A 16,337-nucleotide genomic window follows, 5' to 3' on the forward strand; every position below is an offset into this window, starting at 1 on the left:
GTCATCTCGATAGACTTTTTCGTTGCGTCGCTGCACTCCTCCGCAACATGGCCCCCACCATGACGACCCTCCTGATTGCCGATGACCATCCGCTGTTCCGCGAAGCCCTTCGCGGGGCCGTGCAACGCGTCATTCCCGGCGTGCAGCTGTACGAAGCGGACAGCGTGGAAGCGCTGTACCAGCTGGCCGACCAGCACACCGACGCCGACCTGGTCCTGATGGACCTCAACATGCCCGGTGCGCAGGGCTTCAACGCGCTGGTCCACATGCGCGCCCTGCACCCGCAGCTGCCGGTGGTGGTGGTGTCCGCGCGCGAGGAGCCGACGGTGATGCGCCGCGCGCTCGACCATGGCGCCTTCGGCTTCATCCCCAAGTCCGCCGATTCGGACACGATCGGCCATGCGCTGGGCACCATCCTCGATGGCGAGACCTGGGCGCCGCCGGAAGCGCACAACGTGCCACCGACCGGCCGCGAGGAACGCGAGATCGGCCAGCGCCTGCGCGAGCTGACCCCGCAGCAGTTCCGGGTGCTGCAGATGCTCGGCGCCGGTCGCCTCAACAAGCAGATCGCCTACGACCTCAACGTGTCCGAAGCGACGATCAAGGCCCACGTCACCGCGATCCTGCGCAAGCTCGGCGTCACCAACCGCACCCAGGCGGTGCTGATGGCCGGCAAGCTGGCCATCGATGACGAACAGATCGTGTTGCCGCCGGAAGAAGAGTAGGTCCACGCGCGCCGTCGTTATAGCCGGAGCTATGAATTCCAGCGTTACCTGCGCAATTCGCGGTAAGCGCTCCACGCTGCAACCCCGGTGCTAAGCTTCGCGTCCCCTTGGGGAGTAGCCGGATTCCTGCTGAAGGAATCGCCCGCATCAACATACTCGGCCAGTGCGCCGTGGTGCGGGTAGCCATCTTGGTTGGCGAGACCAGCGGTCCGCGTGCGCAACGACAGGTTGGGCGCGTTCGCGGTCCGTTGCTCGCCATCGCCCGACCTGCCGCGTACCCCCATGTCTCCTGTTTCGATCCTGCTGATCGGCTTTGCCATGTCCACCGACGCCTTCGCCGCGGCGATCGGCAAAGGCGCGGCCATGCGCAGACCGCGCTTCTCCGACGCGCTGCGCGCCGGCCTGATTTTCGGTGTCATCGAAGGCATCACCCCAGTGATCGGCTGGCTGCTCGGGCGCGCCGCACTGCAGTACGTGGAGGCCTTCGATCACTGGATCGCGTTCGGCCTGCTCGGCGCGCTGGGCGTGCACATGATCATCAACGGCCTGCGCCCCGATGACGGCGCCGAGGACGAAGACACCAGCAAGCACCACGGCTTCTGGCGCCTGGCGATGACCGGTTTTGCCACCAGCATCGATGCGATGGCGGTCGGCATCGGCCTGGCCTTCCTCGACGTCCATATCGGCGTGATGGCACTCATCATCGGCCTGTGCACCCTGACCATGGTGACCGCGGGCATCATGCTCGGCCGCGTGCTGGGCGGCATGGTCGGCAAGCGTGCGGAGATCATCGGCGGCCTGATCCTGATCATCATCGGCTCGACCATCCTGTACGAACACCTCAGCGGCGCCATCGCCTGACCGGCCGCGGCCACGGCCCCGCGGCTAGAGATCGCCGCGGGTGTCGTGGAAGGCCGCCAGGAAGGCGCGCAGCGAGGCCGGCTTGATCGGCTTGGTCAACAACCGGTAGCCGCGGTCGCGTGCCATCCGCTTGAGCTCATCGCGCCCATCGGCGGTGAGCAGCGCACCCGGAATCGCACGTCCGGCCTTCTGGCCCAGCGCCACCAGCGTGTCCAGCCCGTCCAGGCGGTCGTGCAGGTGGTAGTCCACCAGCATCACATCCGGCCGCTCGACCACTTTCTCCAGCGCCTGGTCGACCGTGCTGGCGGTGATCACCTGTACCTGCCAGCGTCCCAGCAATGCACGCATGCCGTCCAGGATCTCCTGGTCGTTGTCCACGCACAGCACGCGCATGCCGGCCAGTGAATCGGCGCGGGTGACCGGGCTCGGTGCCGGCAGCGCGGTCGCCGTCGGCAGGGCCGGCGCGGCCACCAGCGGCAGCAGGATCGAGAACATGCTGCCGCTGCCGACCCGGCTGCGCGCGTTGAGGCGGTGATCGAGCAGGCGCGAGATGCGCTGGCAGATCGACAGCCCCAGCCCCAGGCCCTGCTCCCCCCAGTCGAACGGCTGCTGGTAGCGGTGGAACTCATCGAAGATCTGCTGCATGTGATGCTCGGGAATGCCGGGGCCGGTATCCCACACCTGCAGTTCCACCTCCGGCCCGCGATGGCGCACGGCCAGCACGATGCGGCCCTGGCGCGTGTAGCGCAGCGCATTGGCCAGGAAGTTCTGCAGCACGCGGCGCAGCAGGCGGCGGTCGCTGCGCACCCAGGCCGGACGCGCGAACAGGTCCATGCGCAGCCCGCGTCCGGCGGCGACCGGCGAGTACTGCGCGGCCAGCTCGCGCATCAGCAGGCTGACATCGAAATCGCCGATCACCGGGTGCAGGCCACCGGCGTCCAGGCGCGAGACATCCAGCAGGCCGTCCAGCAGCTCCTCGGCGGCGCGCAGCGATGCATCCACGCGCTCGGCCAGGTGCCGCTGCTCTTCGTTGTTGTGGTGGCTCTCGCGCAGCGCCGAGGCGAACAGGCGGGCGGCATTGAGCGGCTGCAGCACGTCATGGCTGATCGCGGCCAGGAAGCGCGTCTTGGACTGCTGCGCCACCTCGGCTTCGTGCGAGCGCTCGGCCACGCGCTGCTCCAGGGTTTCGTTGGCCTCCAGCAGCGCGCGCTCGGCGTGCTTGTAGTCGGTGATGTCGTTGTAGCTGGTGACGTAGCCACCGCCGGGCAGGGCCTGCCCACGCATCTCGATCACCTTGCCGTCGCTGCGGGTGCGCTCGAAGATGTGCGGCGAGCCGGCGCGCATGTAGCCGATGCGGCGGTTGATCTGCAGCTCGATGTCGCCCTCGCCGAGCTCGCCGCGCTCGGCGTTGTAGCGGATCAGGTCGGCGACCGGCCGGCCTACGTAGAGCATCCCGTCGGGATACCCGAACATCTGCTGGTAGCGGCGGTTCCACGCGGTGAGACGCATGTCCGGATCGACCACGCTGACCCCCGCGCTGATGTTCTCCAGCGTGGTGGAGAGGATCTCGCGGTTGAAGCGCAGCTCCTGCCCCGCTTCGTCGAGCACCGCGACCACTTCGCCCAGGTCCATGCCCGAGCCGCGCAGCAGGCTGGTCAGCAGCAGGCGCGCCGAGGCCGCGCCGATCGAGGCGGCCAGCAGGCGCTCGGTGAACTGCACCCAGGCGCGGTCGGCCGGCGCGGAGGCCTGCAGCTCACGGTCCATCGACTGGGCCTGCTCGAAGAAGGACCGGCGGGCATGGCGGTCACCGACCACGCGCGAGGCCAGCGCCAGCAGGTCGCCCACATGCACGTTGCCGGGCCAGGCGCCGGCCACCGAGGGCCGCTGCGCATACGGGTCCAGGAACGGGGCGGCGCGCAGGCGCTCGTCCACGCCCGGGCGCCAGCGCACCGAGACCAGCACCATTGCCGCGACATTGACCAGCAGCGACCAGAACGTGCCGTGGGTCAGCGGGTCCCAGCCGCTCATGCCGAACAGATGCTGCGGTTGCAGCCAGCCGATCCCGAACGGCCCCTGCACCAGCCAGGCCTCGTCCATCCACCCGGCGTGGGTCAGCGCAGGCAGCAGCAGGGTATAGACCCACGTGGCGAAGCCGAGCAGCATGCCGACCTCCACGCCCCGGCGGCTGGCACCGCGCCAGTACAGCCCGCCGATCAGCCCGGGCGCGAACTGCGCCACCGCCGCGAAGGCCATCAGCCCATACGACGCCAGCGTGCTGTCGTTGCTGCTGCCGCGGTAATAGCTGTAGGCGACCAGCGCCAGCAGCAGGATCGCGGTACGCCGGATCCACAGCACGCGCGAGGCGACATCGGCCGCTTCCTGATGGTCGCCACTGCGGCGCAGCAGGACCGGCATCACCAGGTCGTTGCTGACCATCGTGGCCAGCGCGATCGAGGCCACGATGACCATGCCGGTAGCCGCCGAGAAGCCGCCGACGTAGGCGACCAGCGCCAGGAATTTGCGGCCTTCGGCCAGCGGCAGCGCCAGCACCATGCTGTCATCGGCGACGCTGCCACCGGTGCCGAACAGGGTCACGCCGGCGGTGGCGATCGGGATCACCATCGCCGAGATGATCACCAGGTAGGCACCGAACATCCAGCGCGCGCGGCGGATGTCGCGCACGTCGCCACACTCGACCACGGCCACGTGGAACTGACGCGGCAGGCAGATGATCGCCAGGAAACTCAGCAGCGTCTGCGAGATGAAGCCCACCGGCGGCAGCCCGGTGAACAGCGTATGCGCCGACTCGATCACCGCATCGGTGCGGTCGTTGAGCCACAGGTAGGCGAACAGGCCGAGCGCGACCATCGCGATCAGCTTGATCATCGATTCCAGCGCGATCGCCAGCATCATGCCGTGGTGGTGCTCGGTGGCATCCACCTGGCGGGTGCCGAACAGCGTGGCGAACAAGGCCATCAGCAACGCCACGTACAGCGCCGGATCGGTGAAGAAGCCGGTGGGGCCGACATTGCCGGTCAGTACCTGCAGGCTCATCGCCACCGCTTTGTACTGCAGGGCCAGGTACGGCACGATGCCGATCAGCGCGATCACCGCCACCAGCGCGGCCAGGCGGCGCGAGCGCCCGAAGCGCGAAGAGATGAAATCGGCGATGGACACCACGTTCTGGCTGCGGGCGATCAGCGCCAGGCGCTCGATGATGCGCCAGCCGAACACCCACAGCAGCAGCGGCCCCAGGTAGATCGGCAGGTAGCCGATCCCGTTGCGGACCGCCGTGCCGACCGCACCGTAGAAGGTCCACGACGAGCAGTACACCGCCAGCGCCAGGCTGTAGACCACCGGCCGCAGCCACGGCCGGTTCGGATACATCGGGCGACGGTCGCCCCACCACGCCACCGCGAACAGCAGCGCGGCGTAGACCACTGACACCAACAGCAGGATCCAGCTGGAGACCACGCGGGTGTTTCCGTGAGAGCAGCCCGCAGTGTAGGCCACGACCGTTGGTCGTGGCGTTCCAGCGCGGGCCGCCGTGCCTTATTCGGCCGGGACGCCCATTTCCTTCAGCAGTCCGGGTGCCGGGTAGACCTTGGCCAGCAGCCAGCGCAGGTAGCGCATGTCCACGTGCACCGCGCGCTTGAAGCGCGGATCGAACCACCAGCTGGCGCTGACCGACTCCCAGTTGCTGTCGAAGTTCAGGCCGATCAGCTCGCCCTTGGCATTGAGCACCGGCGAGCCGGAGTTGCCGCCGGTGGTGTCCAGGTTGGTCAGGAAGTTGACCGTCTGGGTCTTCAGCACCGGATCGGCGGTGGAGCCGAAATCACCCTTGGCGATCGCGTCCAGCAGCGGCTTGGGCGCATCGAACGGATAGGCGTTGGTGTTCTTCTCGACGATCCCGGCCACGGTGGTCACCGGGTCGAAATGCACCGCATCGCGCGGGGACAGCGCTTCGACCTTGCCGTAGCTGATGCGCAGCGTGCGGTTGGCATCCGGGTACACCGCCCGGCCCTGCTTGGCACGCCAGGCGAACAGCGCCTGCATATAGGCCGGGCGCAGGCGCAGCTGCTCGCCCTCACGGGTCTTGCGCTCGTCATCCAGGCGCAGCTGCGCGGCGACCAGCGGGCCGGCCAGATCGATCAGCGGATCGCGCGCCAGTGCCTTGCCCTCTTTCGCCGCAGCAAAGCGCGACAGGCGCTCGGCTTCGTCGCCCAGATGCGTGCTGGCGTACAGCGTGTCCAGGGTCTTGGCCAGCGCGGCCGGGGTGCGCCCGAAGGCGGCATCGAACTCGGGCACGCGCTGCGCGTCCGGCAGCTGCTGGTAACGGGTCAGCAGCGTGGTCAGCAGGGCCTTTTCGATGGCCGGATCGTACCGGCGCTGGACCTGCTTGAGCACGCCTTCGATCAGCGCCAGATCGCGCTGCTGGTAGCCGCTGTCACGCTCGGCATCGGGCTTGGCCGATTCGATGCGCAGGCGCTCCAGGGTCAATGCCGAACGCAGCAACTGGCTCTGCGCCGAGAGCAGGTCGAGCAGCAGATCGCGCTCGCCCACCGAGGCACCGCTGGACAGCGAGGTCAGCAGCGACTGGATATCGCCCTGGTACTTCGCATCGGTGGCCAGCAGCATCGCCGCTTCATCGGCGGCGCGCTGGGCCTTGGCATCGCTGCGCAGCAGGCCTTCCAGCTCACCGGCGGCGCGCTTGCGGTTGTTCTTCAGCGACTGCAGCTGTGAGGCGTAGCGGGTACGCGCCTGGGCGTCCTTGGCACTGGCCGACTCGATGGTGTCGATCATCTGCTGGAACACCGCCACGCGGCGCGGCAGCACCGCATCGATCTGGCTGGCGAATTCCGCGGCCGTGCGATGGCGGTAGGTGATGCCCGGATAGCCGGCCAGCATCGCGTAATCGCCGGTCTTCGGGCCGTCGATCGCCATCTTCAGATGGGCCGGCGGGTGGTAGGGCACGTTGTCCACGCTGTACGGCGCGGGCTTGCCGTCCTTGCCGACGTAGGCGCGCAGCAGGGTGAAATCGCCGGTGTGGCGCGGCCACATGAAGTTGTCTATCTCATCGCCGTAGTTGCCGATCGCGCGCGGCGGCGCATAGACCAGGCGCACATCGCTCAGCTCGAGCTGGCGGATGCGATAGAAATCGGTGCCGTAGTACATGTCCGCCACGCTGCAGCGGATGTTGCCCTCCTTCTCGCAGTCGGCCACCAACTGCTTGCTGGCGCGGTCCACCGCGTCGAAGTACGCACGCCCGGTCTTGCCGCGGGCATCGCGCAGCACGTCATCGGTGACCTTGTCGAACCCGACCGTGACCAGCACGCGGAAATCCGGGTTGGCCGCGCGCTCATCGCTGCGACCCTTGGCGATGAAGCCGTCGTTGATCAGGTTGTGCTCGGCCGAGCTGTTGTACTGGATCACGCCCATGGCGACGTGGTGGTTGGTCAGCAGCAGGCCGTCGTCCGAGACGAACGAGCCGGTACCGCCACCGGCCCGCACCACCGCGCTCAGCGGCGGCGCGGTGACGTTGGCCAGGTCGCCCGGGTTGCCCTTGAAGCCGGCCGCCTTCAGCGGTTTGGCCAGGTCCGGCAGCTGGGTCGGCATCCACATGCCTTCATCGGCATGGGCGCCGGCGGCGAGGGTCAGGCCAAGCGCCAGCGCGGCGGTGAGGGGTTTGCGTGAAGACATGGGCACATCCGGTACGTCAGAACAGCCCGAGACCTTAGCCGCTGCGCCCGGCAGGGGCAACGGCCGATGGTTGGGCAAGCACCCGCATCACGACCAACGGTCGTGACCTACTTTTCTTTTCGCCAGTTCAGCGACCCACGGTTCTCCACCGTGCTCGATTCCAGCTCCACATCGAAGCCGCGGCGCAGCAGGTACTTCAGCGTCAGCACCGAGCCACTGCCGACCAGCGAGACGCCGTAGCCGATGTAGAGCTTGGGCGAGATGTACTTGCCGAAGCCGATCACCGAGCCGCCCAGCGCGCGCGACTGGCTCACGCCGGCGTCGTCCAGGCCGAGCTTGGCCCCCAGCTGCGAGGCGAGCAGGCCGCTGCCGGCCGACAGCGCCGCCGAGGCCGCGTTGACCTGCTGGGCCTGGTCGCTGCTGGCACCGGTGAGGCTGCGGCCCAGCACCAGATAGGCCAGTGCTTCGGACTGCGACATCGCCGGTTCCGACCACACATCCACGCGCGGCGACTGTGCCCGCCCGGTCACGTCGATGCCGGCGGTGACATCGCCGACGGCGCGCTGGGCCCGGATGTTGATGCGCGGATCGGAGACCGCGTTGTAGTTCCAGTTCAAGTTGCCGCGGGTGATGGTCAGGTCCTGTCCGTAGGCCTTGTAGCGGCCACTGACTTCCAGTCCGCCGTTGGCGGTCATCTCGCGGCCGGGGCGCGCCCATACCTGCATCTTGCCGGTCAGCGCCCCCTTCAGGCCGAACCCGGCCATCTTGACCTTGTCGCCCAGGCTCACGGTCAGGTCCATGTCCAGCGGCGAGCTGGGGCCCTCTTCCGGATCGACCGGATCAAGCACCACCACGTCTTCGGACACCGAGGTGCCACGATCCAGGCGTTCCAGGTCCAGGTCCGCTTCGGGCACATGCACGGTGCCGCGCAGCTGCATCGCGCTGCCGGCCAGGGTGAAGTCCAGGTTCGGATTGGCGATCACGCGCAGTTCGCTGGTATTGGCCAGCAACACGTTTTCGCCGTGGATATGCAGCTGCAGCGGCTGTGCATCGCCGAACCAGGACAGCCCGCCATCGACATACAACGTGCCCTTGCCGGAGTTGGCCTGCGCGGTGATCTTGGCCGAGCCATCCGGCTGCGCGGTGAAGCTGCCCTTGCCTTCGGCGAAGGTGAGGCCCAGCGCGGGGAATTCACCGTTGAACTTGCTCAGCGTGGCTTCGCCGCCCAGCGACGGCGTGCCGCGCGTGCCGCGCAGGCTCACGTGGCCTTCGATCAGCCCGGTCGGCCGCACGATGTCCGGCGAGAACAGCTCCAGCCAGTACAAGCGCGCGATGTTCATGTACAGCTCGCCGTTGAGGGGTGCGTTGGCATCCCAGCCGGTCTGCACCTTCGCATCGACGAAGCCGTCGCCCTGGAAACCGACACCGAGCTTGGCGTTGATCTGCTGCGGGGTCATCTCCAGGTTCACCGAGAACTGGTCGTAGCGCACCAGCTCGCCACGCGCGTTGTCGCCCAGGCGCACCCCGCCTTCGCGCGAGGTGACCGAGGCGCTGCCTTCCCACGCGTTGCCGCGGGGACGGATGCGCCCATCCAGATTCACTTCACCGCGCAGGAAGATGCGGCGCCCGGACTGCGGGGGCAGCCACGGCTGCACCAGCGCCAGCGGCAACGCATCGCCACGCACCAGCAGGCCTTCGCGCGGCCAGTTCGCGCTGGCGCACAGTGCGCCACCGGTGGCCGACCCCAGGCAGGCATCGCTCAGGGTGAAGGTGCTGCCCTGCACGCTGAAGGCAGCCGGCGCGCGCAGGCTCCAGGCATCGCCCTTCATCGGTGCGATGCGCAGCGCAGTGAGGTCACCGCGCCAGGCCTGGCCCTGCTGGCGCACGCCGCCCTGCAGCGCGATGGCACCCAGTTCGTTTCTGGTCTGTGCATCCAGGCGCAGATTGGAGAGACTGCCGCGGGCGTCCACGTTGAGCGTGTCCAGCAGCATGCCGACCTGCACCTTGCTGCCCTGCACCGCCAGCGTGCCGCTGTCGCCCTGCCACGGCAGGCGCCCCTTGATGCTGATCGCCTCGGCGCCCCAGTCGTCCCAGCGCAGGCCGCTGCCGACCAGATCGGCGGTGATGTCCGGCGCGGTGCGCGCGCCCTTGATCAGCACGTGGCCGCGCAGGCTGCCGCTGCTGTTGGGCAGCAGGTCGGCCAACTGCACCGGATCCAGCTGCGCATCGATATCCAGGCGGTCGCCGACCGAGCCCTTGGCGGTCAGTCGGCTGCTGCCCACCGCAAGCTTGAGATTGCCTTCGCCCTGCTCGCCGCGCAGCGCGAACCTGCCTTGCGCATCCAGCGCGCGTTTGCGCAGCGTGCCCTTGATGCCGGGCACATCGACCGTGGCTTCATAGCTGCCGGCGGTGCCGACCGGACTGCCCGCCGGCGGCGGCAACTGGCGGCCCTTCGATGCAAACGAACCGGACAGCTTGCCGTCCCAGCCCGGGGCGAAGTAGCCCGGATCGAAACCGGCCAGCTTGGCCGCCACGTCCCAGTCCAGCTGCGGTGCCCAGGCCACCTGACCGGTGACATCGAGCGAACCGCCCGGTGTGCTCGCCTGCAGCTGTTTGATGATCGCCGCCTGATCGTTACCGCGCACGTCGAAGGTCAGGTCGGCGACCTGTTTCTCGCGTTCGACCGAGGCACGGCCAACCGCCGCCCAGGCCTTCAACGTACCAGCCAGGCCCATGCGCGCTTCTTTCAACGTCACCGGCACCGGCGCCGCGGCGCCCGGGGTGGTGGTATCGGCAGCGGGCACGAAGGTCAGGTCGTTGGCGATGATGGAGAAACGCAGGCTGGCGTTTTCCTTGTCGGTGAAATCGGCGACGCCTTCCAGCCGCGCCTGCCCACCGAAGCCCTTCACCTGCAACGGCGAGACGGTCAGCACCTGGTCGGCGAGGCCGACCTTGGAGGGCGCCAGTTCCACCGCGATGTCGCCCTGTTTGAAGCTGCCCTGCAGATTGGCCTGGCCGCCCTTGCCGTCGGCCTGCACGTCCAGCGCCATCGGCGTGCTGGTGCCCGCATCCATGCCCGGTACCAGCAGCGCCAGGTCCAGCTCCCTGCTGCGCGCGGTGAGTTTCCACACCGGATCGGTGCGTCCATCGAAGACCAGGCTGGCCTGCAGCGGCGCCGGCGCGTTGCCGGCGATCGCCACTTCCATATGGCCCAGATCGCCGCGTGCGACCAGACCGAGTCGCGCCGGGGTGCGCCCACGCGGGGCCGGCATCAGCGCGCCGATGGTGATGTCGGTGTCGTAATCGCTGCGCGGCAGATAACGGCCGTCCACGCGGAAATCGCCCATGTCGCTGTCGACCTTGAGCTGGGTCGCGCGGAATTCGCCATTGGCGATCTCCACGCCGCCGCGCACCTTGGCGATGTCGATCAGCGGCTGCTGTGCCTGGGTGATCCGGAATCCATCGATGATGATGGTGTCGGCCTGGATCGCCAGCGGCATTTCGATCTGCGGCAGCGAGTCCGGCCACGAGGGCAGCTCGAACGGCTCATCGCTCTTGGCCAGGTTCAACGTCGCGTTCTTGATCTGCAAGGCATCGAGCTGCAGCTTGCGACCCAGCAGCGGCCGGATGTCGGGATCCAGATAGGCGCGCTCGGCGGTGAAATGGATGTCGTCGTAACGGAAGTCCAGATCGTGCAGCACCAGCGGCCCGGCGACGGGGCCATCCACCTTGCTCCAGGTCAGCGACGCCCCGACCGGCAAGCGTGCGACCACCTGGGCCAGCAGCACATCGCGGCCGGCCACGGTCTGCAGCAGCCAGTACACCAGCAGCAGCGCGAGCAGCACCAGGCCGAGCACGGTGAAGCCGGACCACGCCCAGAAGCGGCGCTTGCGGTAGAAACGCACGCGCGGCGGCGGCGGGGTGGCGGGTGCGGAAGGCGTCGGCGTGCTCACAGGTCCGCTCCGATGTTCAGGTACAGCTGGAACTGCGAGTCCGGGTTGTTCAGGCCGTGCGCGACATCCACGCGCACCGGGCCCACCGGCGATTTCCAGCGCACGCCGAAGCCCACGCCGGTGTGCAGGTCGATGGTGTTGTCGAATGCGCTGCCGGTATCGACGAACACGGCCGCGCCCCACGGCCCGCCCTTGAAGTAATGCTCATACTCGGCCGAGCCGACCACCAGGTTCTTCGCGCCGAGCGCGAATTTGTCCGGCGGTGCGGTGCGTGGGCCGACTTCGCGGAAGGCGTAACCGCGGATGCTGCGGTCGCCACCGGCGAAGAAGCGCAGGCTCGGCGGCATCGCCACCAGATCGCTGGTCCAGGTCGTGCCACCCTCACCGCGCAGGATCAGGCGGTCGGTGTCGCCGATCGGCACATACCAGCGCAGCACCATGTTGGCCTGCACGAAGCTGGTGTCCGAGCCGGCGCCCTCGATGCCGCCGCGCAGGGTCGCGCTGCCGCTGAGGCCGCGGCGCGGGAACATCTCATCGTCGACGTTGACGTAGTCGGCGACCAGCTGCGGGTAGACCAGGGTGGAGGTGTTGTAGACCGCGTCGGTGAATTCGGTGCCCGAGGCATAGCGCCAGCGCTCGCGCAGGGCGTTGATCGAGGCGATCGCTGTCCAGTACTCGTTGATCTCGCCACTGCGGCTGGCCGACAGCTTGAAGTTGCGCAGGTCGATGTAATCGGTCTGCTCGTCATAGGCGCTGGCGGTGAACGCATACCAGCCATCGAGCCACGCGAAACCCGGGATCCGGTAGCTGGTGACCAGGCTCTTGCGCTTCTGCGCGTAGTCGAGCTGGGTGTTCATCTTGTGGCCGCGGCTGTTGAGGAACCGCCGCTCCAGGCCCCCGCGCACACCGGCGCCGCTCTCGCTGCCGTAGCTCAGGCCGGCGGTGTAGATCGTGCGCTTGGCGCGGGTCAGGCTGACGTCCACCGGCACGTCGCCGTTCTCGTCGGCCTGGTCCGGGCGCGGCTGGATGTCGATCACGCTGAAGTAATCGAGCTTGGTCAGCGACTCGCGCAGGCGGTCCAGCTTGCCTTCGTGGAAGTAACTGCCTTCATCCCAGTACACCAGCGGATCGAACAGCTTGTCGACGAAGTAATTCTGGTGGAAGCGGATCTCGCCCATGTTGTAGCGACGCCCGCTGTCCCAGGTGAGATCGACGTCGGCGGCGTTCTCGGCGCGGGTGATCTGGACCTGGCGCAGGGTGAAGTCGGCATCGAAGTAACCGCGTTCGGCCAGGCGCCGGGTCACCCGAATCTTGCTGGCCTCGTATTCGGTGTGCTCGAACCGCTGGCCCTTGCGCGGCTTGAAGTTCTCCAGGTCTTCCTGGAGGTACTGGTCCAGCTGGGCCGGGCCGGTGATGTCGATGTGTTCGCGGCGGACCAGGGTCGGCGGCCCCTTGTCGACCTGGATCACCACGCGCAGGTTTTCACCTTCGCGGGGGCTGTCCACGGTGATGGTCGGGTTGTAGTACCCGAACGGCTCCAGTGCCTCGCGGGTCTGGCGCTCGGCCTGGGACAACAGGTACTCCAGGCGCGACTCGCCCTGGACCTTGCCGATGGTGTCGTACAGGGACAGCGAGACCTCGATGTTCTCGATCATCTCGGCGTCGTCGCCCTTGTCCAGTCCTTTGATGTCCACTTTTTCGATGGTCCCCCGCGCATGTGCCACCGAGGCGGTGGCAAGGGACAGGAACATCAGGGGAAGGGCGAATTTCGTTGGCTGCATGGCGACAGCATAACGGGCCATCGCGGGCATGCGAAATCGGCGTGGCAGTTTCAGAACGACGGTGAAGACGCCGTTAAATTCCGCGAGAAAGTCGCTGCTGACGCATCGGCCCTGAGCGATGCCGGCACGGTGTCGGACAGAACCGTCCGCGACGGCGCATGACGTTCCCGGCGCGAACGGTGCGCAGTGCGCCGGCCACCCCCTGGAAACGCAGAAGGCGCGAACCGCCGAAGCCGTCGCGCCTTCTGGTGAGCCTCGGGGCGTCCTGCCCCGCAGCGTCAGTTGGACAGGTGTTCGATCGCCGCCACGCTGCCCAGGCGGTCGCCCAGGCGCTTGAGCAGGGCCAGGCGATTGGCCCGCAGCGCGGGATCCTCGGCATTGACCATCACCGCATCGAAGAACGCGTCCACCTGCGGGCGCAGGCGCGCCAACCGGTTCAACACGCTCACGTAGTCCTTCTGGTGCAGGCTGGCGTTGCTGTCATCGATCGCCGCTTCCACCGCTTCGGCCAGTTCGCTCTCGGCCGGCTCGGCCAGCAGCGCCGGGTCGATCATGCCCGGGATGTCGCCCTCGGCCTTGCGCAGGATGTTGCGGATGCGCTTGTTGGCCGCGGCCAGCGCCTCGGCTTCCGGCAGCGCGGCGAAGGTGCCGATGGCATCGATGCGGCGATCGAAATCGTACAGCGAGGCCGGCTTCAACTCGGCGACCGCGTTGAAGTGCGTGGCCGGCACGCCCTTGTCGGCGTAGTAGCCGCGCAGGCGGTCGATCACGAAGTCGTACAGCTCCTGCGGCAGCGCCTCGGTCTTGCTTTCGGCACTGGTCTGCACGCCCGCCGGCAGGCCGGCGATGGCGGTGGCGACCAGCGCGCGCAGGTCCAGGTCGAAGCCGCTCTCGATCACCGTGCGGGCCAGGCCCAGCGCATTGCGGCGCAGCGCGAACGGATCCTTGTTGCCGGTCGGCTTCAGGCCTGCGGCAAAGCCACCGGCCAGCGTGTCCAGGCGCTCGGCGATCGCCAGCACCTTGCCCAGCGGCGACAGCGCGATGTCATCGCCACCGAAGCGCGGCTGGTACGCTTCGTCGATGGCCAGCGCCACGTCCGGCGACTCGCCGCCGACCATGGCGTAATGCCGGCCGGCGATGCCCTGCAGTTCCGGGAACTCGTTGACCATGCGCGACTGCAGGTCGTTCTTGGCCAGTACCGCGGCGCGCCTGGCCAGCACCGGATCCACGCCCACCTGCGGCGCGATGGCCTCGGCCAGTGCAGCTACGCGGGTCACCTTGTCGGCCACCGAGCCCAGCCTGGCCTGGTAGGTGACGGTCTTCAGGCCGTCGCCCATGGATTCCAGGCCCTGCTTCAGATCTTCGTCGAAGAAGAACTTGGCATCGGAGAACCGCGGACGGATCACGCGCTCGTAGCCCTTGGCCACTTCGGCGACATCCTTGGACTCGATGTTGGCGATGCCGATGAACTTCTCGGTCAGCTTGCCGCCGGCATCGAGCACCGGGAAGAACTTCTGGTTGATCTCCATCGTCTCGATCAGCGCTTCCTGCGGGACCGCCAGGAACTCGCGTTCGAAACTGCACAGCACCGGCGCCGGCCACTCGACCAGGTTGACCACCTGCTCCAGGTTGTCCGGGGTGATGCGCGCCTGGCCGCCGGCCTGCGCGGCCGCCGCGTTGACCTGCTCGACGATGCGCGCGCGGCGCGCGTCGGCATCGACCAGCACATAGGCGGCCTGCAGCGAGGCGACATAGTCCTCCGGCGCGCTCAGCCACACGGTCTTGTCATGCATGAAGCGATGGCCGCGGCTCATGCGGTCGGCCTTCAGGCCCAGCACCTCGGCCTCGATGATGTCCGGGCCGTGCAGCAGCACCAGCCAATGCACCGGGCGGGCGAAGCCGTAGGTGTGGCTGCCCCAGCGCATCGGCTTGGGGATCGGCATCGCGGCGATCGCCTCGCGCAGGATCTCCGGCAGCAGGGTCGCGGTGCGCGCGCCCGGCGTAGTGGAGCGGTGCACGAAGCGCTCGCCCTTGGCATCGGTGGTGCGCTCCAGCGCGGTCCAGTCGATCCCGGCCTTGGCGGCGAAGCCCTGCAGCGCCTTGGTCGGCTGACCGTCGGCATCCAGCGCGATGTTCAGGTACGGGCCGAGCACTTCGGAATGCTGTTCCGGCTGCTCAACGGCCACGCCGGGCAGCAGCACGGCCAGGCGGCGCGGGGTCGAGAGTGGCTTGGCATCGCCACGTTCGATGGCCACGCCACGCTTGCTCAGGCCGTCGACGATGCCATCGAAGAAGGCCTGGGCCAGGCCCGGCAGCGCCTTGACCGGCAGTTCTTCGGTCCCCAGTTCAATCAGCAGCGGCTGCATCGTGCTCATGCCTGCACCTCCTTGGCGGCGACGGCTTCGAGGCGCTTGGCCTCGTACAGCCTGGCCACGGCCTGGGCCAGCGCGCGCACGCGCAGGATGTAGCGCTGGCGCTCGGTCACGCTGATCGCGCGGCGCGCATCCAGCAGGTTGAAGGCATGGCTGGCCTTGCAGACCTGCTCATACGCCGGCAGCGGCAGGCCGACATCGACCAGCTTCTGTGCTTCCTTTTCGCAGGCATCGAAGCGATGGAACATCTCGTCCACGTCGGCATATTCGAAGTTGTAGGTGCTCTGCTCGATCTCGTTCTGCAGGTAGACATCGCCATAGGTGACCGGGGTGCCGTCCGGACCGTAGGTCCAGATCAGGTCATAGACGTTGTCGCAGTTCTGCAGGTACATGCACAGGCGCTCCAGACCGTAGGTGATCTCGCCGAGCACCGGCTTGCACTCCAGGCCGCCGGCCTGCTGGAAGTAGGTGAACTGGGTGACTTCCATGCCGTTGAGCCAGACTTCCCAGCCCAGGCCCCAGGCGCCCAGGGTCGGCGATTCCCAGTTGTCCTCGACGAAGCGCAGGTCGTGCACCAGCGGGTCGATACCCAGCGCCTTGAGCGAATCCAGGTACAGCTGCTGGATGTTGTCCGGGCTGGGCTTCATCGCCACCTGGTACTGGTAATAGCGCTGCAGGCGGTTGGGATTCTCGCCATAACGGCCGTCGGTCGGGCGGCGCGAGGGCTGCACGTACGCGGCATTCCAGCTTTCCGGACCGATCGAGCGCAGGAACGTGGCCGGGTGGAAGGTGCCGGCACCGACCTCCAGGTCCAGCGGCTGGATCAGCACGCAGCCCTGCTGCGCCCAATACTGGTTGAGGGTCTGGATCAGGCCCTGGAAAGTGATCGGAACGTTCGGAGTGGCGGACATGCGGCGGATTCTTGCCTGCAGAAGGGGTGCGCTA

The 16,337-nt window shown here is 67.9% G+C and carries 8 protein-coding genes; 2 read left to right on the forward strand and 6 right to left on the reverse strand.

The features are described 5' to 3' along the window. Nucleotides 1–59 precede the first annotated feature (59 nt). Nucleotides 60–725 (forward strand): response regulator transcription factor, encoded by a 666-nt coding sequence (locus ABE424_RS17740; RefSeq protein WP_070470067.1) that lies wholly within the window; start codon nucleotides 60–62, stop codon nucleotides 723–725. 282 nt (nucleotides 726–1,007) lie between these two features. Next, nucleotides 1,008–1,586, forward strand: coding sequence for a manganese efflux pump MntP family protein (locus tag ABE424_RS17745; protein WP_179459682.1), 579 nt, complete (start codon nucleotides 1,008–1,010; stop codon nucleotides 1,584–1,586). Nucleotides 1,587–1,610: 24 nt separating this feature from the next. On the opposite strand, the gene ABE424_RS17750 is transcribed toward ABE424_RS17745, so the two are convergent. From ABE424_RS17750 to glyQ, 6 genes are all read right to left on the reverse strand, one after another. Then, nucleotides 1,611–5,060: a PAS domain-containing hybrid sensor histidine kinase/response regulator gene (locus ABE424_RS17750; protein ID WP_176987781.1), complete on the reverse strand. Its 3,450-nt coding sequence runs from the start codon at nucleotides 5,058–5,060 to the stop codon at nucleotides 1,611–1,613. Nucleotides 5,061–5,138: 78 nt separating this feature from the next. Further along, nucleotides 5,139–7,286, reverse strand: coding sequence for a S46 family peptidase (locus tag ABE424_RS17755; protein ID WP_346492847.1), 2,148 nt, complete (start codon nucleotides 7,284–7,286; stop codon nucleotides 5,139–5,141). Between the two features lie 107 nt (nucleotides 7,287–7,393). Further along, nucleotides 7,394–11,239 (reverse strand): translocation/assembly module TamB domain-containing protein, encoded by a 3,846-nt coding sequence (locus ABE424_RS17760; protein WP_346492846.1) that lies wholly within the window; start codon nucleotides 11,237–11,239, stop codon nucleotides 7,394–7,396. Next, nucleotides 11,236–13,020, reverse strand: coding sequence for an autotransporter assembly complex family protein (locus ABE424_RS17765; RefSeq protein ID WP_346492851.1), 1,785 nt, complete (start codon nucleotides 13,018–13,020; stop codon nucleotides 11,236–11,238). Before ABE424_RS17765 ends, ABE424_RS17760 begins: the two co-directional genes overlap by 4 nt. Before the next feature lie 278 nt (nucleotides 13,021–13,298). Further along, nucleotides 13,299–15,395: a glycine--tRNA ligase subunit beta gene (gene glyS, locus ABE424_RS17770; protein ID WP_346492845.1), complete on the reverse strand. Its 2,097-nt coding sequence runs from the start codon at nucleotides 15,393–15,395 to the stop codon at nucleotides 13,299–13,301. Then, nucleotides 15,392–16,303, reverse strand: coding sequence for a glycine--tRNA ligase subunit alpha (gene glyQ, locus ABE424_RS17775; RefSeq protein WP_176987777.1), 912 nt, complete (start codon nucleotides 16,301–16,303; stop codon nucleotides 15,392–15,394). Before glyQ ends, glyS begins: the two co-directional genes overlap by 4 nt. Between the last annotated feature and the right edge of the window lie 34 nt (nucleotides 16,304–16,337).

Source organism: Stenotrophomonas sp. TWI1149 (assembly GCF_039673155.1).
Classification (GTDB): domain Bacteria; phylum Pseudomonadota; class Gammaproteobacteria; order Xanthomonadales; family Xanthomonadaceae; genus Stenotrophomonas; species Stenotrophomonas maltophilia_AA.